The organism is Streptomyces sp. NPDC086549 (assembly GCF_044746205.1).
In the GTDB taxonomy this organism is placed as follows: Bacteria; Actinomycetota; Actinomycetes; order Streptomycetales; family Streptomycetaceae; genus Streptomyces.
Window position 1 is genome coordinate 139564 of record NZ_JBIVBS010000011.1, and the last position, 23259, is coordinate 162822.

General features: G+C 68.2%; 24 protein-coding genes and 1 pseudogene. 14 read left to right on the forward strand and 11 right to left on the reverse strand.

Annotation, left to right across the window (positions count from 1 at the left end; translation table 11 throughout):
• Positions 1–187: 187 nt before the first annotated feature.
• Entirely contained in the window at positions 188–400 is a 213-nt protein-coding gene (locus ACIPSA_RS30635; protein WP_402640117.1) for a hypothetical protein, read from the reverse strand.
• Between the two features lie 700 nt (positions 401–1100).
• Between ACIPSA_RS30635 and ACIPSA_RS30640 the strand changes: the two genes are divergently transcribed.
• From ACIPSA_RS30640 to ACIPSA_RS30655, 4 genes are all read left to right on the forward strand, one after another.
• A complete protein-coding gene (locus ACIPSA_RS30640; RefSeq protein WP_402640119.1) occupies positions 1101–1664 on the forward strand; it encodes a CGNR zinc finger domain-containing protein in 564 nt (187 codons plus the stop codon).
• Positions 1665–2540: 876 nt separating this feature from the next.
• Positions 2541–2972, forward strand: coding sequence for an organic hydroperoxide resistance protein (locus ACIPSA_RS30645; protein ID WP_402640120.1), 432 nt, complete (start codon positions 2541–2543; stop codon positions 2970–2972).
• A 94-nt stretch (positions 2973–3066) separates the two neighbouring features.
• Positions 3067–3261 carry a hypothetical protein gene (locus ACIPSA_RS30650; protein WP_402640122.1) on the forward strand — a complete coding sequence of 65 codons (195 nt, stop codon included), beginning with the start codon at positions 3067–3069 and terminating at the stop codon, positions 3259–3261.
• A 604-nt stretch (positions 3262–3865) separates the two neighbouring features.
• Positions 3866–4381: a hypothetical protein gene (locus ACIPSA_RS30655; protein ID WP_402640124.1), complete on the forward strand. Its 516-nt coding sequence runs from the start codon at positions 3866–3868 to the stop codon at positions 4379–4381.
• Positions 4382–4674: 293 nt separating this feature from the next.
• Here the strand turns inward: ACIPSA_RS30655 and ACIPSA_RS30660 are convergent, their stop codons facing one another.
• On the reverse strand, positions 4675–4830 hold the full coding sequence (locus ACIPSA_RS30660) for a hypothetical protein (RefSeq protein WP_402640125.1): 156 nt from the start codon (positions 4828–4830) through the stop codon (positions 4675–4677).
• A 616-nt stretch (positions 4831–5446) separates the two neighbouring features.
• Here ACIPSA_RS30660 and ACIPSA_RS30665 point away from each other — a divergent pair.
• Positions 5447–6004: a hypothetical protein gene (locus ACIPSA_RS30665; protein WP_402640127.1), complete on the forward strand. Its 558-nt coding sequence runs from the start codon at positions 5447–5449 to the stop codon at positions 6002–6004.
• A gap of 157 nt (positions 6005–6161) precedes the next feature.
• Here the strand turns inward: ACIPSA_RS30665 and ACIPSA_RS30670 are convergent, their stop codons facing one another.
• The 4 genes and pseudogenes from ACIPSA_RS30670 to gdhA all read right to left on the reverse strand — a co-directional run bounded on the left by ACIPSA_RS30670 (position 6162) and on the right by gdhA (position 9996).
• Positions 6162–6617 (reverse strand): hypothetical protein, encoded by a 456-nt coding sequence (locus tag ACIPSA_RS30670; RefSeq protein ID WP_402640128.1) that lies wholly within the window; start codon positions 6615–6617, stop codon positions 6162–6164.
• Between the two features lie 188 nt (positions 6618–6805).
• Positions 6806–7750 carry an RNA polymerase sigma-70 factor gene (locus ACIPSA_RS30675; RefSeq protein WP_402640130.1) on the reverse strand — a complete coding sequence of 315 codons (945 nt, stop codon included), beginning with the start codon at positions 7748–7750 and terminating at the stop codon, positions 6806–6808.
• 706 nt (positions 7751–8456) lie between these two features.
• A pseudogene (locus tag ACIPSA_RS30680) lies at positions 8457–8633 on the reverse strand (S-(hydroxymethyl)mycothiol dehydrogenase); the annotation flags it as partial.
• The gene (gene gdhA, locus ACIPSA_RS30685) at positions 8632–9996 is read right to left on the reverse strand and encodes an NADP-specific glutamate dehydrogenase (protein WP_402640132.1); all 1365 of its coding nucleotides are present in this window, start codon (positions 9994–9996) and stop codon (positions 8632–8634) included. The pseudogene ACIPSA_RS30680 and the gene gdhA, both read right to left, overlap by 2 nt.
• A gap of 48 nt (positions 9997–10044) precedes the next feature.
• On the opposite strand from gdhA, the gene ACIPSA_RS30690 reads away from it, so the two are divergent.
• The 4 genes from ACIPSA_RS30690 (at position 10045) to ACIPSA_RS30705 (ending at position 13084) form a co-directional block, all read left to right on the forward strand.
• Positions 10045–10269, forward strand: a complete 225-nt coding sequence (locus ACIPSA_RS30690; RefSeq protein WP_402640134.1) for a hypothetical protein — start codon at positions 10045–10047, stop codon at positions 10267–10269.
• Between the two features lie 153 nt (positions 10270–10422).
• The gene (locus ACIPSA_RS30695; RefSeq protein WP_402640136.1) at positions 10423–11355 is read left to right on the forward strand and encodes a nitronate monooxygenase; all 933 of its coding nucleotides are present in this window, start codon (positions 10423–10425) and stop codon (positions 11353–11355) included.
• A 530-nt stretch (positions 11356–11885) separates the two neighbouring features.
• Positions 11886–12461 (forward strand): RNA polymerase sigma factor, encoded by a 576-nt coding sequence (locus ACIPSA_RS30700; RefSeq protein ID WP_402640138.1) that lies wholly within the window; start codon positions 11886–11888, stop codon positions 12459–12461.
• Entirely contained in the window at positions 12458–13084 is a 627-nt protein-coding gene (locus ACIPSA_RS30705) for a hypothetical protein (protein WP_402640140.1), read from the forward strand. The genes ACIPSA_RS30700 and ACIPSA_RS30705 overlap by 4 nt, the downstream gene beginning before the upstream one ends.
• A gap of 173 nt (positions 13085–13257) precedes the next feature.
• Here ACIPSA_RS30705 and ACIPSA_RS30710 read toward each other — a convergent pair whose 3' ends face one another.
• Positions 13258–13746, reverse strand: coding sequence for a GNAT family N-acetyltransferase (locus ACIPSA_RS30710; RefSeq protein ID WP_402640142.1), 489 nt, complete (start codon positions 13744–13746; stop codon positions 13258–13260).
• 122 nt (positions 13747–13868) lie between these two features.
• Entirely contained in the window at positions 13869–14390 is a 522-nt protein-coding gene (locus ACIPSA_RS30715; protein WP_402640144.1) for a GNAT family N-acetyltransferase, read from the reverse strand.
• Between ACIPSA_RS30715 and ACIPSA_RS30720 the strand changes: the two genes are divergently transcribed.
• Together ACIPSA_RS30720 and ACIPSA_RS30725 are read left to right on the forward strand one after the other, a co-directional pair.
• Positions 14389–14979 carry a helix-turn-helix domain-containing protein gene (locus ACIPSA_RS30720; RefSeq protein ID WP_402640145.1) on the forward strand — a complete coding sequence of 197 codons (591 nt, stop codon included), beginning with the start codon at positions 14389–14391 and terminating at the stop codon, positions 14977–14979. The genes ACIPSA_RS30715 and ACIPSA_RS30720 overlap by 2 nt on opposite strands.
• Positions 14976–16196 (forward strand): MFS transporter, encoded by a 1221-nt coding sequence (locus tag ACIPSA_RS30725; RefSeq protein WP_402640147.1) that lies wholly within the window; start codon positions 14976–14978, stop codon positions 16194–16196. Before ACIPSA_RS30720 ends, ACIPSA_RS30725 begins: the two co-directional genes overlap by 4 nt.
• Positions 16197–16211: 15 nt before the next feature.
• Here the strand turns inward: ACIPSA_RS30725 and ACIPSA_RS30730 are convergent, their stop codons facing one another.
• Entirely contained in the window at positions 16212–17234 is a 1023-nt protein-coding gene (locus ACIPSA_RS30730) for an NAD(P)-dependent alcohol dehydrogenase (protein WP_402640149.1), read from the reverse strand.
• 129 nt (positions 17235–17363) lie between these two features.
• On the opposite strand from ACIPSA_RS30730, the gene ACIPSA_RS30735 reads away from it, so the two are divergent.
• The gene (locus ACIPSA_RS30735; protein ID WP_402640150.1) at positions 17364–18029 is read left to right on the forward strand and encodes a TetR/AcrR family transcriptional regulator; all 666 of its coding nucleotides are present in this window, start codon (positions 17364–17366) and stop codon (positions 18027–18029) included.
• Positions 18030–18699: 670 nt separating this feature from the next.
• On the opposite strand, the gene ACIPSA_RS30740 is transcribed toward ACIPSA_RS30735, so the two are convergent.
• Both ACIPSA_RS30740 and ACIPSA_RS30745 read right to left on the reverse strand, forming a co-directional pair.
• Positions 18700–19125 carry a hypothetical protein gene (locus ACIPSA_RS30740; RefSeq protein ID WP_402640152.1) on the reverse strand — a complete coding sequence of 142 codons (426 nt, stop codon included), beginning with the start codon at positions 19123–19125 and terminating at the stop codon, positions 18700–18702.
• Between the two features lie 93 nt (positions 19126–19218).
• Complete coding sequence (locus ACIPSA_RS30745) at positions 19219–19707, reverse strand: ATP-binding protein (RefSeq protein WP_402640154.1); 489 nt, start codon at positions 19705–19707, stop codon at positions 19219–19221.
• 1826 nt (positions 19708–21533) lie between these two features.
• On the opposite strand from ACIPSA_RS30745, the gene ACIPSA_RS30750 reads away from it, so the two are divergent.
• Both ACIPSA_RS30750 and ACIPSA_RS30755 read left to right on the forward strand, forming a co-directional pair.
• Positions 21534–21836, forward strand: coding sequence for a DUF5988 family protein (locus ACIPSA_RS30750; RefSeq protein ID WP_402640155.1), 303 nt, complete (start codon positions 21534–21536; stop codon positions 21834–21836).
• A 60-nt stretch (positions 21837–21896) separates the two neighbouring features.
• Positions 21897–23213: a beta-ketoacyl synthase N-terminal-like domain-containing protein gene (locus ACIPSA_RS30755; RefSeq protein WP_402640156.1), complete on the forward strand. Its 1317-nt coding sequence runs from the start codon at positions 21897–21899 to the stop codon at positions 23211–23213.
• The last annotated feature ends 46 nt before the right edge of the window (positions 23214–23259 follow it).

Consider the following 23259-nt stretch of genomic DNA (forward strand, 5'->3'; position numbering starts at 1 on the left):
CCCCAATCAAGAAGTGTGTGTATGCCGGTCAGGCAGTAGATGTGTGCCTTCGGAGCCAGTGCTGGTGGTGGCGTCCGGCCCCGGAGCGGCTGACGTATCCGGTGCGCACTGCGAGCCGCGCTTCCCGGTCCGCCAGGGCCTTGCGTATGCGTGCGATGCGGGCGATGCGCACTATGCGGGCGATGGCTCAGGCCAGTAGGTCGTGGACGAGGTTCGCCAAGATCGCGCTGGTGCGGGAGGTGGAGGGCAGCCGTCTCATGAACGACATCAGCAGGCCGGTGAAGAGCATGACCAGGACGGCGCCGGCGAAAGAGCCCACATAGAGCTTCTGACCCGCGTTGAACTTGCCGGCCGGGCGGGCCTCGGGGCGGTACGGCGCCGGCGGGCGGCGTTCAGCCATGGCTGGTCGTACGCCGCGAGGCGGGTGAGCCTGCGCCGGTCCGCGCGGAAGTCGACGGAGAACAGCCCCGGAAGGCAGGGCCGTGGCAGGGCGACGCCCGACCATGCGTGGACGGTGACCAACAGGTTGCGTGCAGCCAGTCCCGCGGCGCCCGCGCCGAGCACACCCAGCACCGCCGGCCGCCCCACCGGCGCTCCCTCAGCCGCCCGCTTCCGCGCTCCCCCAGCCACGGTCACTGCACTCCTTCCACCCCGCACGTGTGACCACGGCCGGTCATCGCACGAACCCATCGTCACCGCTTTAACTGGTGATGATTCTGGCGTGGGCGTAATCGGGCTGTCAACACATGCGGCCAGCCGCCACCTCACCGAGCCCCGCCGCACAACTGCCCATGCCCAAGCGCCGACGTCCCGCCGCTCGACGAGCCGACCGACAACCTCGACCTGATCAGCGGGCCAATTGGAGAGTGCACTCAACTCCCACCGGGGCGCGTTCATCGCGGTCAGCCACGACGAGCGGTTCGTCAGCGAGATCGGGGTGAACGGCACAGGCAGGCACGCAGGGCCGTAAGCCGCGACTGGAACCCCTGGCGGGGGCGGAGGGAGGACGGGATGCCGGTCCCCCTGGCGAGCTGGGGCGACACCAACCGGAGCGGTGACGGGTCTTGTACATCACCACAACCACCTGTCAAGATGGTGACGTGAATCTTGACCACGTCTTCGTGTGCGGGCACCCGGCGCTCGACTTCGCAGCCACGCTGCGCGCCCGGCGCTCGACCCGGTTCGAGATGTTCGTGACGCCGGACCGGCTCAACGCCTGGTACCTGGAGTCCGGGCTCGTGGACACGATCACGCCCGGCGAGGAGGACGACGTCCGCGAGGCGATCACGGTGCGCGAGGCTGTCTACCAGCTCCTCACCAACCGCCGACTCGGCGAGGAATTCGATCGGCAGGCCCTTGCGGTGGTCAACGCCGCCGCACGCCAGGTCCCGGTGACGCCACAGCTCACCCTGGCGGGGCGGCACACCGACGCGACACCCAAGCAGGCCCTGGCCACCGTTGCCCGACAGGCCGTCGAACTGCTCAGCGGCCCGGACGTCCCACTGCTCAAGGAGTGCGGCAACCCCGAGTGCACGCGCGTCTACATCGACCGCTCCCGGGGCATGCGGCGGCAGTGGTGCGGCATGGAGTCCTGCGGCAACAAGATCAAGGCGGCGGCCTATCGCGCCCGCAAGAAGACGGCGCCCGCGACGGCCGGAAGCTGACCCGGCGGCGACACGTGCGCCCGTCCGACGGGCACACGTGTCCGGGCACATCCGCAGGTGGTCCTCGGCGTGGTCACCATGCGCACCATCGCCCACATCGAGGATATGAACGGTTGCGACCAGGCAGCCGGCCCGCACGCTCCGGTCACGGTACGTGGCACAGGCCGCGTCGGACCTGGAGGACAACCGCCGGCTGCAGCAGGAGCCGACGGAGCGGCTCGCGGCACTGAAGCAGGAAGAGGCTCTGCCGACCGAGATCCTGAGCCTCGCCGAGCGGCACCAGAGTTTCGCGGCCCCGTCCCGACTGCCCGAGCAGGCGCAGGACGACCGGGGCGCGGGCGGGAGATCTCCCGCCCGCGCCCCGGATGCGAGGTCAACGCGGCTTGCGACGCGACGACCCTCACACACGGCCCATCACCTATCAAATAGGTGACATTTGGGAATTGACTTAGGTCCCGCAGTCACGGGAGACCGCCTGCCCCGTGACCCTGCCCTACGACGCACACCCTCCCCCACCGCGGACCCGACACATCAAGTCACGGGACTGTGCCCCTCACTTGACGCCCGCCAGTCTCGAACTCGTTGACCTCGACTGGGACACCGCCACCGCGGGCCCGCTCCGGGGTCCCGAGCCGCGAGTCGATAACGCGGCGGACGCGGAGGTCGATCAGGGACCGCAGGGACTCAACTCCCGCACGACGACCCGCATGTGACCTGCACCCCTCATGCGCTCACACAGATCCGCGACGTCACCACCTTGACGGGTGACGGACTGCTTGCCAAAATATCGTCACCACTTCAACCGGTGACGAGTACATGGGTGTCACCGGACCCGAGACCGATCGAAACCTTCGACCCAGATGGGGAGCACGAACCATGGCAGTCACCTACACCGCCCATGTCGACGTCGACGGAGAGGGGCGCAACGGTGGTCACGTCCGCTCCTCCGACGGCCTCCTGGAGACCCGGCTCGCCATCCCCAAGGAGCTCGGCGGCACGGGCGACGCGACCAACCCCGAGCAGTTGCTGGCCGCCGGCTGGGCCGCCTGCTTCCTCGGCGCCCTGCGCCGCGCCGCCGCCATCCGCAAGATCCGGCTCACCAGCACCACGATCACCGCCGAGATCACGCTCACCCACGGCGACGACGGCGAGTTCTCCCTCTCCGCGGTCCTCAGTCCAGTACTCGGCGGCGTGGACCAGGAAACCGCCGAAGAACTCGCACATGCCGCCCACCAGATCTGCCCGTACTCCAAGGCCACACGGGACAACATCCCCGTCACGCTCAACGCCTCCGGCACCGCGGCCTGACCCACCCCCTGACCGCGGATCCCGTACCCCTCCCCCTCCGGGGCGGGACCCGCCCCACTCACTTTGGACCGGAACGGACGAGGACATGCCCCCAATGGCCCAAACCCCCGACCGCCTCTCCAACCCGCCCCGGCACACCCCCACCGGCCATGTATCCCCCAATTCCCCGGCCGCCGGGGAACTGCCCACCCGCGCCGACCGTGAACGGCCGACCGGCACACAGGTCTGGAGCTGGGCGGGGACCGCGGTGCTGTTCGGGTACGGTCCTGCGGCTTCGAGCCTCGTCTGAGCCCCATGCGGTCACAGGCCCCGGTCATCCGATCGGCAGGGCGACCAGTCATGGCGGCCCTGGGTCTGCGAGGCCGAACTTCTCGACGGACAGGTTGTGCCGGCGATCGGGTTGGCATGCTCCCGTTGACACCCAGGGAAGCCGCCGGAACCGCGCACCCTGGCGAGCCGGCTCGCGTCGGCGGGGCGCGGCGTTCGGGCGCGGCGTTCGCCCAGTGGAGCACGTCGTGGGCGAGACGCGTGTCGGTGACCCGGGGCGCGTCGTCCGGCGAAGGCCCTGGGTGCCGGCAGGGTCCAACCGACCTGGCTGCGGCCGGCCCCGCCACCCCGGGAGACTGGCCTCGGCAGCCGGTGCGCGAATCCCTCGTGGGCAACCGGCTCGAGTGCCTTGCGCGCCGCACCCTGACGTCCTCAACGGCTTCGGGACGGGGGCCCGCTCTGGAGGCCGGATCCCGGCATCACCCGAAAGGCCGAACTCAACACGAGTGGCAGCACCGCAGTCACTTTCGGACAGTAGGAACCATGAACCGTCACCGACGCGCACACCGGCGGGCCCCGTGGATCGCGGGCGGTGCCGCCGTGCTCGTCTTCGGTGGCATCGGTGTTTGGGCGTTGGTGACGCAGGAACACGGCACGCCCCGGCCGACGCCGTCGGGCATCACACTGCCCACGCCGCCCCACACGCCGAAGCCCTCCCCCACACCGTCCAGCAGCCCTCCCCAGCAACCGACACCGTCCAGCAAACGGCCCCAGCCGACACATGGCACGACGACAGCTGTCCCGCCGCCCCCACCGCAACCGAATCCGACACCGGCACAGCCCTCGGCAGCCAAGCCGTCGGCGACGACGCCACCGAAGTCCACACCGGCATCACCCACATCACCGGCGTCGCCGACACCACCGACGAGACCGCCGTCGACACCGCCTCCGACGTCGCCTCCCACACCGCCGTCGACACCGCCACCGACGTCGCCTCCCAGACCGCCGTCGACACCGCCGCCGTCACCGCTGTCGACACGGTGGTACACGAGCCCGGCGGCAACGGCTGCTGCTCAGCGCATGGCCGCCGCCGCGGTGGTCGGCGATCCTGCCTGCTCGCTGTCGGTCGTGGGCCAGCCTGATCCGGCTCTGCTCCCAAGCGGCCTCACGTCGGTGAACACCGGGCGGGCCGGCAACTACTGGTGCCTGATCTGGGACCCGTGACGGCAACTCCAGGGCAGGGCAGGGGACGACAGTGGCCTGTCCCGTTACGGGGCATCGCCCATCGCTGTATGCGGGGAACCTGGCCCGGGGTGCTTTCCGGCCAGGTTCCGTCACACCATATGGCGCAACGCATTCGGGTGAAAATGGATCTCTGAGGGCGTGCCGGTCCGCACCGAAACGCCCCGGTCGACCGAGTCCGGGGCGTTCGATATCAAGGATCCGACATCATCCGCAGATCACGTGCCCGGACGGGGAGCTCGCAGGTGTTGGCGCTGGGCCAGCTCTTTGTCGTCGGCCAGAGCTCCCCGGCCTTGATCACCCGCTCCGGCTCGCCTTCCAGCTCGAAGAGCATCTCGCCCTCCCACATGTAGCCGAAAGCAGGTGTCGGCGAGCATCTCGCGATCGGCTCGGTGCGGCCGATGCAGACGGCAGCGCGGTGCCCGTGTCCTCGTGGTCATGCGGGGAAGCTCGTGTCACAAGAACCGTGTGCGCCCGGTCTAACGGATCGAGCCGAGAAAATGAAAGAGGTACGTCGTGCGCGGAGAACTCAGCCATCGATTACCGCAGCCCCTTTGCCGGGCTTGAAGGCATGCACGGTGACGCCCTGCCGGGACGTCGATGTCGCTCAAGCCTCCTGAACGCCGGAGGAGTTGATACCTGCGGCCGCGATGTGTGTGGTGCTGTGCGAGAGGAAGGATGCCGAATGGACCATGCTGACACGCTGCCGATCGCGGAGTTGCTTGACGAGCGTCGGTACCTGCTGGATGTCGCCTACTGGATGCTGGGCAGCGTCCGTGAGGCAGAGAGTTCTCGACGAGACCCATCACCGGTGGTACGGACTGCCGGACGCTGCGCGCCGACGGATCACGGCTCCCCGGGCATGGCTTGCGAAGACCGCAGGCACGATATGTCTGGGCCGACTCGCTCTGCCCGAGCGGGATGCAGCCGGCCACCAGGAGGTCAGCCTGGTTCTGCTGAACGCTTTGGACTCTCTGTCGCCGGCCGAGCGGGTGGCGTTCGTACGGAATGACGTCTTCGGGACAACACCTGATGCGGTCACCGACATCGTGGGACGAACCGAGCCGGAGTGCGCCGGACACACGGACCAGGCCCGCCGCTGCCTTCGGATGCAGCGCTCACGCCCCACCACACCGCAGCAGCACGACTCCCTCGCCCGCTCCGTCCGCCGGGCCTGCGTCACCGAGGACGCCGAACTCCTGGCTTCGCTGCTGTGCCCGGACGTCACAGCCGTCTTCGACGGCGGCGGCAAGGTCCGGGCTCTGAACAGGCCGGTCCACGGCAGGCGGCAGGTCGCCCACAGCCTGCTGACACTCCTGGCCCGCCGCACGCGCACCACTCTGACCACCCACTCCGTGAACGGCCGTACCGGCCTCGTCGCCCGCTACGACCACCGGGTCGCCGCGGTCATCAGCCTCGACGTCGCCGACCGCCACGTCGCACAAGTCTGGGTCGTCCTCAACCTCGACAAACTGCGCTCCTGGAACCAGCCCCCGCCTCCGGAGACCCCAGCCCACGCCTGAGCTCCTCACAGCGAGAGACGGTCGAACGCTGCATCAGCCGCTTCAAGCAGTGCCGTGTTCTGGCCATGCGACGCGGCAAGTTCGCCATCGCCTACCAGGCCGCGTTGCACCTCGGCGTCTTGCTCGTCCGGGCACGAAGATGACAAGGCCCCATTGTCTACAGGCCCAAGCTTGTGACGAAGGCTGAGAAGGTAGGTGCTACGACCCGCCACTGGCACAGATGGGGGTTCGTCCAGAAGTCGCTGCCGACAATGCGAGGCTCTGAGGGATCGGTGCGGTAGTCGAGCGCCAGGGCAACGTCATCACCGGGGTTGCGATTGATGGCAATCAGCACCGCCTGTTCAACGTCAAGCCAAGGCAGTTCGAGCGGGTCGGTTGCCCTGCTTCCGCGTGCCTCGCGAAAGAAGGCGCAGTACGGATCGTCGGCGAACATGTCCATCGAGCGGGACGCCAACTCCATCTGCTCCGGGCTCGACACGAGGACAAGCGGATCCTTGAACCACGGGATGACCTGCGCCAGCACGGCATCGCCCGGGTGACGCCAGAGGCCGCCATCGATGAGCGACGTCAGTTGGGCGGGCAGAGCAAGTCCACGGACTCTCGAAGGCACCATGGCGCACAGCTTCGCACGGCAGGATGCCTGTTCCGCGGGGGCAAACGGAGCGGGCAGTTGTTCCTGCCGGCACCCATACCGGCATGGAAAGGCCACAGACGGCGTCCCGGCCCGTCGGTGGACCGGGGCAGACACGGCATGGTGCCACCGTTGACCGTGCGGCAATCGCCTCGTCACACCTTCCGCGATCACAGAGCTCCCGGCGGGGAGCCGAGAGAACCGAGACCCGCTGCGAACCGGGAACGCGAATCAAGGAACGTGGCGATCTTGCTCGGGTTCCATACCCACATCACCTTGTAGATGCCTTCCTTCGAGGCAGCTGTCGTCAGGAATGCGATGGGTTCGCCGTCCCGGTACATCATCACGCCCGTACGGCCGTTGGCATCGACGGGCCTGAGGTCCACGCCCCGCCAGAACCGCGGACAGCCGGTCGCCAGGTTGGCCACGCGCGCACGGCCCAGCACAGGTATCCGAGCGGCCCCCCGGATGCCGTTGCCGTCGGACAGACTGACGGCGTCGGGCGTGAGAAGGGCTTCCAGCGAGGCCACATCCCCCGTTCGAGCCGCTGAGACGAAGGCGTCCAGGAGGCGTCGGTGCTCCGCCGCGTCCACGTTCTCCCGCTGGTCATCCGACAGACGCTTGCGAGCACGGCTCACGATCTTCCGCACGTTGACGAGGCTGAGCTGAAGGATTTCAGCGATCTCGGGATAGGCGTAATCGAACGCCTCGCGCAGTACGTAGGCGGCGCGCTCGGTGGGGCTCAGCTTCTCAAGTACCAGCAGCAGAGCCAACTCCAGGGCCTCTGCCCGCTGTGCGCCCACCTCCGGGTCCGAGCTCGTGTCGATGGGCTCCGGTAGCCACGGCCCGACGTAGGTCTCCCGACGCACGCGCGCCGATTGCGCCACGTTGACCGCCAAGCGGGTCGTGGCGCTCGAGAGGAACGCCACGGGGCTGACGACCGCCGAGCGGTCGGTCTTCTGCCATCGCAGCCAGACTTCCTGGACCACGTCTTCGGCCTCGACCGCGCTGCCGAGCACACGGTAGGCGATTCCGAAGAGGCGCGGCCGATGCTGCACAAAGACAGCAACAGCCTCGTCAAGGTCGCTCGTCATGGGGGACGGCTCGAGATCCATGATCCTCCGGTCCTCGTTCCTCCGGTTACGGCAGTCCAGCGGCGGGATCACGCAGCTGCCGCGTGGTCGCGGACGGCTCCGACACGCGGTCCCAGGGCGCTCTCGTGGAGACCGAGGTGCCGGTGGGCATGAGGCGCCGCATGGCCTGTTCGGGTGCTGCAGGATGTGGGGTCACTGAAAGTCACGGCTGCTCCAAATCGCATCTGATCCATAGACCGGGATCGGCCCTTTCCTGTGACAGGACCGGGGCAGAAGGTGCCGCCCGCTGCCGACGAGGAGCCGACGGCAGCCAGACGCACAGTCACACGGTGTTCTGGGCGGCTACGAGGGGGACACCCGTCGGCCTCGCCGAGATGGTGCGCTTCTACCGGCTGCGGTACCGGGTCGAGCAGGACTACAAGCAGGTCGCGGACGAACCCACTCTGTCAATCCCCTCGCGTCGTGGAGATCTTTCAAGCGGCCAGCGCCGAGTCCGACAATGCCTTGCTGGCCGAGACGAGGTGCTTCAGCACCTTGGCCGCGAGGGGATTGCCGTAGTAGTTGAGACGCGATTCCATGAAAACTCGTAGCCCGGTTGCGGATACACACAACTGACCGGGCAGCCCCGCAAAGTGTGACGTCACGAGGTGTGTGACATGGGTCTCTGCGAGCGGCCGTCAGAGCACCACCACCGAGCGCAGATGAGACGGCGGGCGTGACGGAGTCGGCCGAGACGGAAGGGGAAGTCGTCCGAGATACCGCCCTGCTTGCAGTGCAGGGCGGTGAGGCAGACGCCGCAGGCTTGTACCTGGGCCACCGTCTTGCCCGGACAGCGGTCGGGAACGACGATCGTCTCGGTCCGTACGGGTTCGTTCCCACCCGGTGCGACGACGCCGCGTGCCTCAGACCACCCCGAGGTCGAGCATGGTGTCGGCCACCTTGACGAAGCCCGCGATGTTCGCGCCCATGACGTAGTTGTCCGGGGCCCCGTACTCCTCCGCGGTCGCCCGGCAGGTCGTGTGGATGCCGGCCATGATGGCCGCGAGGCGGCGGTCGGTCTCCTCGAAGGTCCAGGCGTCGCGGGTGGCGTTCTGCCGCATCTCCAGTGCCGAGGTGGCCACGCCTCCGGCGTTGACCGCCTTGCCCGGGCCGAACGCCACGCCCGCCTCCTGCAGGAGTCGTACAGCTTGCGGGGTGGTGGGCATGTTGGCGCCCTCGGCGACGGCCACCACTCCCCCGGTCAGCAGGGTCCGCGCCGCGTTCTCGTCGAGCTCGTTCTGGGTGGCGCAGGGCAGGGCGACCGAACACGGTACGTCCCAGACGGAACCGCCCTCGACGTAGTGGGCCCGGATCATGGTCTGGGCGTACTCCTTGATCCGGCCGCGGCGGACTTCCTTGATTTCCTTGATCAGTTCGATGTCGATGCCCGTCTCGTCGACCACGTAGCCGCCGGAGTCAGACATCGCGACGACGCTCGCGCCGAGTTCGTGTGCCTTCTGGGCGGCGTAGACGGCGACGTTGCCGGAGCCGGACACGACGACCCGCCTGCCGTCGAAGTCCTGGCCGCGTTCGGCGAGCATCTCGGAGACGAAGTAGACGGTGCCGTATCCCGTGGCCTCGGTGCGTACGTGGGAGCCGCCCCAGTGCAGGCCCTTGCCGGTGAGCACGCCGGACTCGTAGCGGTTGGTGATGCGCTTGTACTGGCCGAAGAGATAGCCGATCTCGCGGGTGCCGACGCCGATGTCGCCGGCCGGTACGTCGGTGTGCTCACCGAGGTGGCGGTGGAGTTCGGTCATGAACGACTGGCAGAACCGCATGATCTCACCGTCCGAGCGGCCCTTCGGATCGAAGTCGGAGCCGCCCTTGCCGCCGCCGATGGGCAGACCGGTCAGCGCGTTCTTGAAGATCTGCTCGAAGCCGAGGAACTTCACGATGCCGAGGTTCACGGACGGGTGGAAGCGCAGGCCGCCCTTGTACGGCCCCAGCGCGGAGTTGAACTCCACGCGGAAGCCCCGGTTGACCCGTACCTGGCCTTCGTCGTCGACCCAGGGTACGCGGAAGAGGAGCTGCCGCTCCGGCTCGCACAGTCGCTCCAGGATCCGGTGGCGCGTGTATGCGGGGTGGCGGGCGAGCACCGGTTCCAGGGACTCCAGCACCTCGCGGGCCGCCTGGTGGAACTCGGCCTGTGCGGGGTCCCTGGCCTGGACGGCCGCGTAGACGTCGGCGGTCAGGCGCAGGTCCGCGGGCGGCGTGTACTGGACGATCATGGACGTACCTCCTTGTACGGCGTTGCACGGGGAGGTACGGCAGATCGCATGGCTGTTACTCAGCGGACCGTCAGGCCGCCGCTGACTACCAGCGTCTCGCCGGTCAGACAGGTGCCGTGGCTGGTGAAGGCCGGGCCCTGGGGCGCGTACGGGGAGAAGTTCGAAGAGAGCCTCCGGAGCCGGCAGCTGCCCGACACCCGGGCGGCCCTGCGCGTCCACGCGGGCCTGCCGGACGACGGTCACGACCACACGGTCGCAGACATCTGGGGTTGACTGTTGCCAAGCCCGGGTTGCTCGGATCATCCGGGTGTCAGGCATCAAGCTGTTGCCATCCCGCCGGTCTGTCCATTTCACTGCGACTGGCATCACAGGTGCCTGAGGATTGCGGCTATGGGATTGTCGACGGCGTTTACGGAACTGTTCGATGTGGAGCATCCGATTGCTCTGGCCCCGATGGGCGGGTCGGCCGGTGGCTCCCTGGCGGCGGCGGTCTCGCGTGGCGGCGGGCTCGGACTGCTGGGCAGCGGGAACGGAGACCAGGACTGGCTGGCCCGCGAACTGCCCGTCCTGGCCGGGGAGGGCGCCGGGAAGCCTTGGGGTGTCGGCTTTACGACGTGGGCGATTGACGTCGATGCGATCGCGCGGGCGCTGGAGCACAGGCCGGCGGCGGTGATGTTGTCCTTCGGCGACCCCAGTCCGTTCGTGGAGCGCATCCGCAGTGCGGGCACGGCACTGATCGTTCAGGTGACCGACCTGGAAGAGGCCCGGAGGGCGGTGGACCTGGGCGCCGATGTCATCGTGGCGCAGGGCACCGAAGCCGGCGGGCACGGATCCCGGCACGGACGGTCCACGCTACCGTTCGTGCCCGTCGTGGTGGACCTCGCAGCGCCGGTGCCGGTGCTGGCGGCCGGAGGTATCGCCGATGGCCGCGGCGTGGCGGCCGCCCTGGCGCTGGGAGCTGCCGGAGCACTGCTCGGCACCCGCTTCCAGGCCACGACCGAGGCCCTGGTCGCCCCCGAGACCGCCAAGGCGATCGTCGAGGGGCGCGGGGAGGACACCGAGCGGAACCGGGTGCTGGACATCGCCCGCAGCTCGCGGTGGCCGTCGAAGTACACCGCGCGCACCCTTGGCCACCCTTTCCTCGACGGATGGCGGGGCAGGGAGGACGAACTCGCGGCCACTCCTCGTGCCGCCCAGCAGGCATACCAGGACGCCTTGGCACGAGGCGAGATCCCCGCATTGCCGCAGTGGGCCAGCGAGGCCGTCGACCTCATCAACGACCTGCCGTCTGCGGCCGATCTGGTGGGCGCCCTGGCCGCCCAGGCCGAGGAAGCGCTGGCCCGGGCCGGCACGCGCTGACCGCGAGGGCCGGGAACCAGCGATCACGGTCGGACCGCCCGCTGCCCCCTCACGGTGGACAGCTCGGGACGGGTGCGCGACCGTCGCGGGTTGTGCAGCTCGACCTGCACCCGGGCCCAGGGCACTCCATCAGCGCTTTGTCCACGCAGGCGCCGACGGAGCCCCTTGAGGGCAGGAGGTCGGAGGCGCGGTCCGGCCTGCGGGTGGCGATTGCCAGAACTCATGGGAACACCTGCGGGGCATGACGACCTTCGATGGGTGTTGGGGGGAGATACCCCAGCGTTGCGCGAACTCGGCTGCTCCGTCGGTGTGTTCGACAGCGGCGGCTGGCGGCCCACAACCTCGTCACCGTCGCCCCGGGCTGCTCACCGGTCACGCGCTCCCATCGCCACTGCGCGACTTCCCCCTTCCCGGCCCGAAACCCGGTAACCGCAGCCCCAGTTCTCGCATCCGCCAGCGGTCCACCACACACGCCGGGAACTGTGTTGAAAGGATCCGGCCGCTGCCGGACAGGACAGGTTGTGGAATCCATGACGGAACAGGAGACGCGCCGGAACCGCCAGGCGCGCTTCGAAGGACTGGCGCATGTGGTGGCGGAACCGCTGCACCGGTATCTGCTGCGACGGACGAACCCCGACATGGTCGAGGACATCTTGTCGGAGACGATGCTGGTGCTGTGGCGCCGCATCGACGACGTGCCCGGGCTCGGAACCGGGCCCACGCCCGATCCCGATGACGTGCTGCCGTGGTGCTACGGAGTGGCACGGGGCTGCTTGGCCAATGCCCGCCGCGCTGACGGACGCAGGCTCCGCCTGGTGGAACGGCTGATCCGGACACAGCAGCACCCTGCGACAATGGCCGCCGATCACAGCGACCTGCACGCCGCGCTCGACGGCCTTGGAGAACTGGACCGCGAGATGGTGCGACTGTGGGCATGGGAGGGCCTGGCGCCGCGTCAGATCGCGGAAGTGACCGGGCTCACCTCCAACGCCGTGAGCATCCGGCTCCACCGGGCGAAGAAGAAACTCGCCGCACAGCTGCAGCTGACGCGAAAGAACGCCGAACGGCTCGGACACAAGCCAGATGAAGGAAGGAGCAGTCAGTGAATGACGACGAGTTGCTGACCCGACTGAGGGCTGCGGACCCGGCACTGACCCCAAGAGCTCCGCTGCCCGACATCAACCGTCTTGTGGAGGCTGCCTTGAACACCGACACCATGCCCAAGTCAGAGCAGACCGCGACCGGCATCACTACCAGCCCTGCGGATGCCGTCGCGGGACGGCAACGCCGCCGTCGCCTGACACTCGCGGCGGCTGCCGGCCTGCTCATGCTCGGGGGCGGGATCGTGGGCGGAGTCATGGCGAACGGCGACAGCGGTCACTCGTCCGCGTCCGGGCCGCTGAAGCTCACCGCGGCGAGCGGTACTGCCGACGCCAAGTGCCTGGAACCGACCCCCGACCGACTGCGCCAGTACCCGACGCTCTTCGAAGGAACGGTCACCTCGGTCAAGGGCTCCTCGGTCTTCTTCCGTGTCGATCACTGGCTGCACGGTGGTGACTCGGACACGGTACGGCTCAACAGCAACCCCGACGAGCCGGAGAGCCTGACGTTCTTGGCCGGAGAGCACTACATCGTGGCCGCTACCAAGGATGGCACCGTCCCGCAGTGCGGAGCGAACATGGCCTCGAACGAAACCAGGAGCAAGTTCCGTCAGGCGTATGGGAAGTAGACGACACGTCAGCGGTCTGCCGCGCCGACCGTGGGATACGGCGCGGCATCACCGTACCGCTCCGGGCAGCGGATCGGCGACGCGACCGTGCTGCACTGCTTCGGCACTCCTGTCGAAGGCCAACCCGCGCAGTGCGAGTTGCTGCACCCCTGCGCCCCTGCGCCCCTGCGCCCCTAGAGATTGCGTTGATACCAGGTGCCTGGTTTACCACCGAGATCGGCTGGGTCGGCCGGGCCGACCGGGACGAACCCGGCCTTGGTCAGCACTCTCTGGGACGCAACATTCTCGCTGGCGGCACCCGCCCTGAGTACGTGCAGCCCGTACCGCGCCGCCGCAAGCCTGCACAGTTCGAGGACGGTCTGCGTCGCCACGCCGCGGCCCGCGGCGTGCTGCGCGACCCGGTAGCCGAGCTGCGCACCGCGATCCTCGATGTCGACCAGGTTGAACCTGCCGAGTACCGAATCGTCGTCGGCAACGAGTACATGGAAGGCGCAGATGCCGGCCTCCTGCTCAGCCAGCAGGGCGTTGTACCGATCGGTGAACTGGTCGAAGAAGTCGTCGCCGCGATCGGAGACCGAGGCAGCGAAATAGGCGCGGTTCTCCAACTCGAAGGCCAGGACCGCCGAGGCATGGCCGGCATGCAGCCGCTTCAGCTCGGGCATTGGCCGACTCTATCCAGATGATGCCCTGAGGCCACCCGAATTTCCGCGGGCGGACTGGCTGGACCCGGCCTGGGCCACGGCGGGCAACGAAGATCTGGTCCTTCGACCTCGGTCTCGTCGGTTCAAGTGAGGGGCAGCCGCATGATCGTCAGGTCGAGCCAGCGGCCGAACTTAGTTCCTACCTCTCGCACCGTGCCGACGTGGTGGAACCCGGACCGTTGGTGCAGCCGGATCGACGGGGTGTTCTCTGCCTCGATGTCGGCGATCATTACGTGATGGCCGGCCTCGCGCGCCGCGGCGATGAGGGTGTTGAGCAGCGCGGAGCCGACGCCGAGCCCGTGCCGGCGCGGGTGGACGTAGACCGAGTTCTCCACCGTGTGGCGATACCCGTCCAGTTGCCGCCACGGGCCGTAGACCGCGAACCCGGCCACCTCACCCTCCGCGTCGGCCACGAATGCCGATCCCCGCTCCAGGTGGGCCGCCAACCAGGCGGCTCCCTCGGCGGGGGACTGCGGGGTCTGCGTCCAAAGGGCCGTCGACTGCTCGATCGCGTGGTTGCGGATCGCGCGGATGGCCTCCGCGTCGCCCGGCTGTGCGGGACGCACGATCACAGCCACTGAGCTTCTTTCGTATATTGGATTCATGTCCAACATAGTAGATCCTCTGGTGGGGCAGATCGCTGCCCGCGTCCGCACAGAACGAGAACGCCGTCAGTGGACCCTGGCCCAGCTCGCGGATGCCTCCGGTGTGTCCCAGGCCATGATCAGCAGGATCGAGCGCGGCGAGAGCAGCCCCACCGCCGTCGTCCTCGGCAAGCTGTCGGCCGCATTCCAGCTCAGCATCGCCTCCTTGCTCACACTCGCCGAAGGGCCGCAGGACGACACGGAGGCGGTGGCAGGCGTGCGTCACCGGTCCGAAACGGACGAGTGGCGGGATCCGGGCACCGGCTACCGGCGCCGCCAGATCACCGGCCCCCACTTCCCCGCGGAGGTCGCCGAGATTCGCCTGCCGGCCGGGGCGCGTGTCCCGTATCCGGCGGCGGCCTTCGCCTTCCTGCGGCAGGTCGTCTGGGTCCTCGACGGCCACCTGACCTTCCACGACGGCGACACAGTGCACGAACTCGACGCGGGCGACACCATCGAACTCGGCGAGCCCGCCGAGCGCGTCTTCGCCAACACGACCGACACCGAGTGCCGCTACGCCGTCATCCTCTCGCGCGGCACCCAGCCATGAGCCGCCCTCTCGCCAGAAGCGGCACATTCCTCCTCGCCTCCGTAGCCGGAACGGCGATCGCGAACAACTACGCCATCCAGCCCGCGCTCACCGCGGTCGCCGCCGACTTGGACGTCCCCCTCTCCGTGATCGGCCTCGTCCCCACCGCCGCGCTCGCAGGCTGCATGACCGGATTCGCCCTCCTGCTTCCCCTCGCCGACCGCCTCGCCCCCAACCGCCTCGTGGCCGCACAGCTCACCGCCCTCGCCGCCGCACTCACCTTCGCCGTGGCGGCACCCAGCGCGAGCGTGCTCCTGGCCGCCTATCTGCTCATCGGCGCCACCGCCAGTGTCGCGGCCCAGGCCAGCAGCATCGCGGGCCGGCATGCCCCGCCCGGGCGTCGCGCGACCGGCGTCGCCACGGTGGCCGCAGGGATGTCGGCAGGCATCCTGCTCAGTCGCCTGACAGGCGGAACCCTCACCGACATCCTCGGCTGGCGGCGGATGCTCCTCGTCTTCGCCGCGATCGCCCTGCTCGGCGCCATCGCCGCCGCCACGCTCCTGCCCCGGCAGCGCCCGCGCTCCGACCAGAGCTACCGCGCCGCCCTCACCTCACTCCCCCCGCTGCTGCGCGAGTTCCCGCAGCTGCGGCGTGCGGTAGTCGTCGGCGGGCTGTGGTACTTCGCCTTCAACCTCATATGGGTCACTCTCGCGCTCGCCCTGGCCGAACCGCCCCACTCCCTCAGGCCGACCGCCATCGGCCTGTACAGCCTGGCCGGACTCCTCGGGCTCGCCGTCCTCCCGGTCACCGGACGCCTCACCGACCGGCACCGCCCGACCGCTGTGATCACCACCTGCATGCTGGCCGCCGCGGCCGGAACCACGCTGCTGGCCACCGGTCTGAACACCCCGCCGACCATCGTCCTCGGCCTCGCCCTCATCGACGCCGGCTGCTTCGCCGCCCAAGCCGCCAACTTGAGCCGCATCATCGCGCTCGACCCGCAACGCTCCGGCAGTCTCACCAGCGTCTACCTCGTGCTGTACTTCACGATCGGCACCATCGGCACCGCCCTCGCCGCACCCCTGCTCAACACCCTCGGCTGGCAGGGCACCACCCTCACCGCCCTCGCCGCCCTGCTCCTCGCCACCCCCCTCGGACGCACCGGCGCCGGGCAAATCCGCAGCGAACCGACCGACGACACAGGCTGCCGCTTCGTCCCACGGTCGAGAAATACGTGACCGGCACCTACGTCGTCACTCGTCGGGCAGGGCGAGCGCCAGCTTGCCCGTGACGCGGCCGTCAAGGAGGTGCCGGACGGCTGCTGCGGTCTCGGCGAGCGGGTAGACGCGGTCCACGACAGGGCTGAGCGTGCCCGCGTCGATGAGAGCGGTCAGGTCACGCAGCCCATCGGCGTGCTCGGAGGAGATGAAGGTGCCCAGGTGCCGGCCGGTGAACGGGGACAGCATCTGTGCGCGCAGTTGCCGGTCAGTGCCGCCGAGCCAGAGTCCGTTCGTTTCGCCGCCGGTGATGACCAGCCTGCCGCGGGGTGTGAGGGCTCGGCACAGATCCCGCAGACTGCGGTTGCCCGCGATGTCGATGATGGCGTCGTAGCGTCGCGGGCCGGCGAGGAAGTCCTCGCGGGTGTAGTCGATCACATGGTCGGCGCCCAGCGCCCGTACGGCGCCGAGCTTGGGAGTGCTCGCGACGGCCGTGACCCGGGCACCGAAGGCGTGGGCGAGCTGGACCGCGAAGGTGCCCACGCCCCCTGCGGCTCCCGTGATCAGGACCTGCTGGCCCTCCCGGACCTGGCCCTTGTCGCGAACCGCCTGGAGTGCGGTGAGCGCACTGACGGGTATCGTCGCCGCCTCCTCGAAGGTGAGTCCGGCCGGCTTGGGAGCGATCCTGTCGGGACGGGTGGCGGCGCATTCGGCGAACGCGGCGACTGCCGTGCCATAGACCTCGTCGCCGGGCGCGAAACCGGTCACATCGGAACCGACCGCCTCTACGACACCGGCGATGTTACGGCCGGGGTTGGGGAGCTTCGGCCTGCGCAGACCGCTCACGGGCCGGACCGCGTACGGCAGACCGGCCATCATGTGCCAGGTGCCCCGGTCCACGCTGGAGGCGCGCACCCGTACCAATACCTCGCCCGACCCGATGCCCGGCTGGACGAGCCGCGCCGTACGCAGCACGGCTTCCGGCTCGGCGCCGTACCGCTCCTGCACGACGGCCGCCATCGTCCTGGTCCCACCGGCGGTCGCGATCGGCTCGCTCATGTTCCGTCACTGCTCCCGGTTCCGTCTCCCGTGTACTTACGGCGTAAGCATTACTTACACCGTAAGTACAGCACTTACGGCGTAAGCTCGTCAACGCTGGGAGACCACGAGAGGAAGTGACCGCCCACCGTGACCCGACGTACCACCCCGCGGCCGACCCGTGAGACGCTCACCCGGCAGCGGGTGCTGCGCGCCGCCGTCGAACTCGCCGACACCGGAGGCCTGGAGACACTCAGCATGCGCAAGCTCGGCGAGACCCTCGGAGTCGAGGCGATGTCCCTGTACAACCACGTGGCCAACAAGGAAGACCTGCTCGACGGCATGGTCGACCTGGTCTTCGGCGAGGTCGAACTGCCCATGCCGGAGGACGACTGGCGTCAGGCGATGCGACAGCGGGCCATCTCCATGCGCCACGCGCTGTCCCGCCATCGCTGGGCCATCGGGCTGATGGAGTCACGGTCCACCCCGGGCCCGGCCACCCTGCGTCACCACGACGCCGTTCTCGGCTGCCTGCGTCAGGGCGGGTTCTCCCTCACCCTGACCGCCCACGCCGTCTCGGTCCTCGACAGCTACATCTACGGGTTCGCCCTGCAGGAGAAGGCCTTGCCCTTCGACACCCCGGACGAGACCGCCGAACTGGCGGAGTCCATCATGAGCGGTTTCGGTGACGGCGAGTACCCGTATCTGACCGAGATCGCGACCGCTCACGTCATGCGTCCCGGGTACTCCTACGGCGACGAGTTCGCATACGGGCTGGACCTCATCCTCAACGGCCTCCAGCAAGCGGCGGCCTGAGAAGTCACCGACACGGCGCAACGCCGGCCTTGCAGTCCGCCCTTGCAGGCCGGCGGGGCTGCGATGCATGCCGCGACAATCTGGGCGTCTTGGCGAACTCGCCCGCCCGGACTCGGCCAGTTGATGCAGGTGCACGAACCCGCCGGGGTCCCGGACCTCGCCCATGACGGAGGCGACATACCGGTGCGTGCGCGCGAGCATCCACGGCAGATCAGATCGATTGACGTCTCGCCAGATCAACATCAGCAGCCCCGAGGACGGACCGTCGCGGTCATGCGACGGCAAGTGCTCGCGCCCGCTGCAGCCACCGCAGAGTCGGCTCCACCCAGGCAGCACCGTGAAGGGTCTCCGCACCACTCGGTCATCCACCGCCGTCGCCGGGTCTCCCCCGGGCAGGCTCGACAGCCGGCGCAGCAGCTTCGTCACCCCGCGTCGGCAGCCCGCCGACCAGTTCGCCGCTCTCTCGCCGTACCTGCGGGCCCACATCACCTGGTTCGGGACCTACGCAACCGACGAACTGGCCCTCAAGCCCGCCGTGTTCAGCTCCGCCTTGCGGGAGGCTGACTTCTCCGCCCAGGACCTGTCGGTCTGGCGGCGATGGACAAGTCGCCGCCGCCGCCCGGCTGGCACCTGGAGGCCGGCGACACCACGCTGCTGGTGGGCCGCACTTCTAGTGCCCCGACCTCGTGATCGGCCCACCGTCGCGAACAGGCCGACCGATGTCAGACGGCCAACTGGGCCTGACCCACGCCGTGAAGTCCGCGAAGTCCTTTCGCAGGTATTGCGGATCGGACGGCTTCAGCCGGACCTGTTGACGACTGTCCGCCCACCAGACCTCGAATTCGGTGACGGTGCCCTCGGCGGGCCAGCGTTCTGCCTGCTCCGGCAACAGCAGGACGTCGACGAATCCCCCGACGTCCAAACCGATGTCCACAAAGATCCCGATCGCCCCAGGTCTGGGCACCCTCACGACAGTGCCCCGGAAGACCAGCCCAAAGCGCAGATCCCCCCGAATCCGTTCCCACTCCGCATCCGTAACCACAGGAGACATCCTCGCAGCCTCGCCGCGCGAGTCGGCGCCTTCGGTGGCGGCCACGACTTCCCGCTCGATGCGGCCGAGGCTCGGTGCGCGTGCACCCCGGGCCGGCCGCCCGCCGGGCTGATCGATGTCACTTCCCTGAGCTGAACCTCAGGCGAGGGGGACGGTAGCCCAGATCGATCTGGTGCCGTCGCGTTCTATGCGTGTGCCGAGTGCTCGGGCAGAACTGGCGACGATACCCAGGCCGCGGCCGAACCCGGAGGCGTTGTGCCAGTGCTTGGCAGAATTCACAGTCCCTTGATCACGCACCTGGATCCGAAGGTGGTTCCTATTGCGTTGCAGGTTGGCTCTGATGACGGTACTTCCGGTGTGCACAATGGCGTTCGTGGCGAGTTCCGTGGCGATCAATAGTGCCGTATGGCGAATGTCTTCGTCCGTCAAGTGTTGCTGGTCGAGCCATGAGCGAGTCAGGTACCGACAGACCGGGACGGCGCGGTCCACGGCCGGGAGTCGGAAGGTGATGGTACGCGATCGGGACCACTCATCAGTCAACACACGAGCCGAAGGCGTGTTGGGCCATCGCTCGATTTCTTGGCGGGAAATGGTGATAGGCACACATGCACGTGCAGTCGTTAACATGACTCTCCTGGTACTCACGAGGGCGCATGGACAGGAAGATGATGATTCGGAGCTGCGCGCGGTAACGTCAGTGACGCAGCTCGAGAGATTTTTCACGCATGAAAGGGAAATAGCTCGGCACCGTGCGTCGATGCACGGCTTGCGGTGCGAATCGACGGCGCTCACACGGTAGGGGGCGCATGCGCGTGCCGACTCTCCGTTGTTTCCACGAACCCCTCCTCACACATCTAGGGCGCAGTGCAGTCGGACAACGGGCGCTTTGGCATGCTCGCGAATTGCTCCTGATTCGCCTTCCCCTGGGCCGGAGACGGCGAAACCACCGCACCTCGATGGAGCGGCGGCCTGTCAAGCTGATCGCGCACTGGGAGTACAAGCGCTCACAGAGCTCCTTGTTCCGCAATCTGCTCCTCTTCAGCCGGGGCCGTAAGCAGCGCGTCAGCCGACGCCGGCGCCGACGTCGGCTGACGCATCCAACCCCTCTCGCGGGGTGCCCATCGCGGCAGCCCGTCCTTCAGCGACCGACACAAAGCCGACGCGCTCCATGGGTTGGGCAACCACTCCCCCGGAGAGGACGGGCGGCCCACCGTTGGATGTAACCGTTATCCGGCTAGTTGGCATATGGCAGCAACAGGTGACAGTGTTCCAACACCCGAATGGCGTACTTCGTATGATGGAATATTCGTTCAGGTGTGCCCTGGAGGGCTCAGCGGTGACGTTTCGGCGCGTCGGAGTGGCGCAGCAGATCGGCCGGCGGGGTGCCCGCCGGCCGATCGACGACGCTCGGACTGTCGGCGACATCGTGCACGAGAGTTGCCGCTGACATCCGCGTGAGTACAACCCCGACGAGCCGCCAACGTGGCTTAAAATCCGCCGCCGCACATTTCGTCCGCCTGCCCGTCGCCAGTCTGGTCTTGGGGTCCAACTTGGTGATTCAGCAGCCGACTTCAGTCAGTCCCTGCACGTCAGGACAATGGCAATCACCAGCCTCAGCGCACACTCCTGTGGGAGCCGTAGATGTGGTCTCACGTGGATCAGAGGCCGTGGCGTACTCCGATCGGGTGATGCAGGGACCGCTCCTCTTGAGGTGTCACTCGTCCGTGCTGCATTACTGGATTACGAACCGGCGGGTTGCCCATCCCTTTCCGGGGACGTGACTGCTACCCGTTCCGGTCGTCACTCCCAGCACGCGAAGTGCGCGGCGATCCCGGTCGAGTTCTCGTTCCCGATGCAGGACGTCCCCTGAGATGAGCGGGGCCCACTCCCGTCGGCGTCGTTGCCAATGAGCTCGTATGCCGTCTTTCCGAGGGAGTGTCATCGTGATTCGTTCTGGTCTTCCCGCCGCCACCGTTGCCGCCGCTGTAGCGGCGGGCTCCGTAGTGGGCATTGCCCCCCTGGCCATGGCGGCGTCGCGGCGATGAGCGACTTGGGGATGGGCCCCCTGTCCCCTGCCCCGGCGCACGCCGGGCTTGGCTCCCCCCGGACCGACGCGCCCCCGGTCCGGGGGGCCGTGAAAGCCGAGCATTCACCGTCGCAGGGTCGGCGACGGTGAATGCTCGGCCCGACCGGCGACAAGTTGCCCGTCGCCGGCGGGCACAGCCGCGCCCTCGCGGTGTGCTGCGGTGTTGCCGAGATACGCGCTCGCCGCGAGAAGCGATGGCTCCATTCTTCACATGGCGAGGTCATCATGCTGGTTGTCGCCTTTCTCAACTCTCTTGGCCGAGCCTGCCTCCTGGCATCCCGGCTCCTGCTTCCGGCACGCGCCTGCTCTCCACCCGCAACCGAGAGCGCCAAGTCACCACGTGCCGACGGATCTGACGCAACGCCCCATGACACAGGGCGCATTCAAAGAATTGCAGGGGATAACGGGTGAGCATCCACCCCCTGTCCGACACACACCGATACCGGAGCTGGACGTGCCGAACTCTATTCCGGTCATGCTTTCCGGGGGGCCGAACTGGGTTCCCGTTCCCGCCATATGGGAAGTCGAGTCCCTCGCAGCCGAACCCAAAGTGAAGATCCTGTGCGGGAACGCCTATGAACACTTCGAGTTCTCGGGATCTTACTCCGCACGGGAAGGCGAGCAAATGCCCGTCTACCGCTGGTGCCGTCGAACTTATGTGGCCGAATAACCCATCAAGTTCCTGAAGGGGAAACTCCATGATCAATCCACTCTCGTCTGCGAGTGACTCGTGAGGCGGCTGGCCGGGGCACGCGCCCGGCAGGCCGTGGTCACCGGAATCGGGCTGTGTCTTCCGGGATCGGAGTCGGCGGTGTTCACCGCGGACGATCTCTGGCGCATCGCCTCCACCGGAACGTCATGCCTCGTCAAGAAAGGTGTCTACTACGGCAGCGTGGACCTGTCGAAGGAGACGTTCGAAGAACGTGTCCCCGGCGTTCCCGAGTTCTTTTCACGCCACTACACGGACGCCCACCGTTTCGGACTGGTGTCCCTGACTCAGGCATGCACGGATGCCGGCCTCGATGTCCAGCGCGATCTCGAAGAGGCCGCCATCCTGGTGGGCCGCGGCGGCGTGGATGCCAACATCGACAGCTATCTCGCCGTGCTGAGAGCCGATCCGGCGACCTATCCCGTCGCCGAGGCACTGGAGATGTTCGTCGCCGCGGAGCAGGCCGTCACCCCATCGGATGTCGCTCTGGTCCAAGGCGCGCTCACTCGGTCGAAGGGGGCCAACTTCACCGTGTCGTGCGGCTGCGCGTCCTCGGCCCTGCAGATCGGCAACGCCCAGCGCCTGATCGCCGCCGGCGAGGTCGACATCGCCGTGGTGACCGGGGTCGATGTCTTCAGCGTCACGCTCATCCGCAACATCCAGCGTCTGCTGAGCGGAGCCCAGCAGACCTACGACGCCATGCGATCTCAGGACATGCCCAGCCTGCTGCCGTCGTTCGACGCTCTGATGCGTCCCTATGACCGGCGTGCCGACTGCATCAACCACGGGGAAGGGTCCGCGACCGTCATCATCGAAAGCCGGGAACACGCCTTCGGACGGGATGCGCGCCTCTACGGTCAGGTCCTGTCGCAGGCCACCACCCGCGACGGGCTCGCCAATCCCCTGGCCTGCGACGATACCGGGAAGGCACTGGTGTCCGCGGTGCGTCGATGCCTCGGTGACACCTGGGAGATCACCCAAGTGCCCTACGTCCACGGCGGCAGCGACGGCAACGTGGTGGTCACGACGTTCGAGGCGAATGCGGTCCGGGAACTGTACGGTCCTGCGTCCCACGACCTGCTCATGTCCTCGCAGGAGGGCTGCTTCGGCCACAACGGCGCCCCAGCGGGCTGTCTCGGGGTGGCTCTGACCCTGCTGATGATGAACCACGGCCAGGTGTGTCCGACTGCCAACTGCGAGGAGCCGGCAGACTGTCTGACCTTCGATCCGGTTCCGGGGACTGCGCCCCGCCCCCTCGACTTCGACTACGCCTTCAGCTTCAACTACCAGGTCGGGGGCGTGAAGAGCGCGATCCTGCTGGGAAGCCCCGACGTCTGAGCCTGTCCGTCGCTCGACCGTCCCGGGGGGGGCGCCGCCCTCTCCT

Coding starts and splice junctions, on each gene's coding strand:
- ACIPSA_RS30675 (WP_402640130.1), bottom strand. CDS start 7,750: ATGGATCTCGAGCCGTCCCCCATGACGAGCGACCTTGACGAGGCTGTT.
- ACIPSA_RS30650 (WP_402640122.1), top strand. CDS start 3,067: ATGGCCCAAACCCCCGACCGCCTCTCCAACCCGCCCCGGCACACCCCC.
- gdhA (WP_402640132.1), bottom strand. CDS start 9,996: ATGATCGTCCAGTACACGCCGCCCGCGGACCTGCGCCTGACCGCCGAC.
- ACIPSA_RS30700 (WP_402640138.1), top strand. CDS start 11,886: ATGACGGAACAGGAGACGCGCCGGAACCGCCAGGCGCGCTTCGAAGGA.
- ACIPSA_RS30690 (WP_402640134.1), top strand. CDS start 10,045: ATGGCTGTTACTCAGCGGACCGTCAGGCCGCCGCTGACTACCAGCGTC.
- ACIPSA_RS30715 (WP_402640144.1), bottom strand. CDS start 14,390: ATGAATCCAATATACGAAAGAAGCTCAGTGGCTGTGATCGTGCGTCCC.
- ACIPSA_RS30710 (WP_402640142.1), bottom strand. CDS start 13,746: ATGCCCGAGCTGAAGCGGCTGCATGCCGGCCATGCCTCGGCGGTCCTG.
- ACIPSA_RS30720 (WP_402640145.1), top strand. CDS start 14,389: ATGTCCAACATAGTAGATCCTCTGGTGGGGCAGATCGCTGCCCGCGTC.
- ACIPSA_RS30660 (WP_402640125.1), bottom strand. CDS start 4,830: ATGTGGGAGGGCGAGATGCTCTTCGAGCTGGAAGGCGAGCCGGAGCGG.
- ACIPSA_RS30725 (WP_402640147.1), top strand. CDS start 14,976: ATGAGCCGCCCTCTCGCCAGAAGCGGCACATTCCTCCTCGCCTCCGTA.
- ACIPSA_RS30670 (WP_402640128.1), bottom strand. CDS start 6,617: ATGGTGCCTTCGAGAGTCCGTGGACTTGCTCTGCCCGCCCAACTGACG.
- ACIPSA_RS30635 (WP_402640117.1), bottom strand. CDS start 400: ATGGCTGAACGCCGCCCGCCGGCGCCGTACCGCCCCGAGGCCCGCCCG.
- ACIPSA_RS30645 (WP_402640120.1), top strand. CDS start 2,541: ATGGCAGTCACCTACACCGCCCATGTCGACGTCGACGGAGAGGGGCGC.
- ACIPSA_RS30745 (WP_402640154.1), bottom strand. CDS start 19,707: ATGTTAACGACTGCACGTGCATGTGTGCCTATCACCATTTCCCGCCAA.
- ACIPSA_RS30750 (WP_402640155.1), top strand. CDS start 21,534: ATGACACAGGGCGCATTCAAAGAATTGCAGGGGATAACGGGTGAGCAT.
- ACIPSA_RS30730 (WP_402640149.1), bottom strand. CDS start 17,234: ATGAGCGAGCCGATCGCGACCGCCGGTGGGACCAGGACGATGGCGGCC.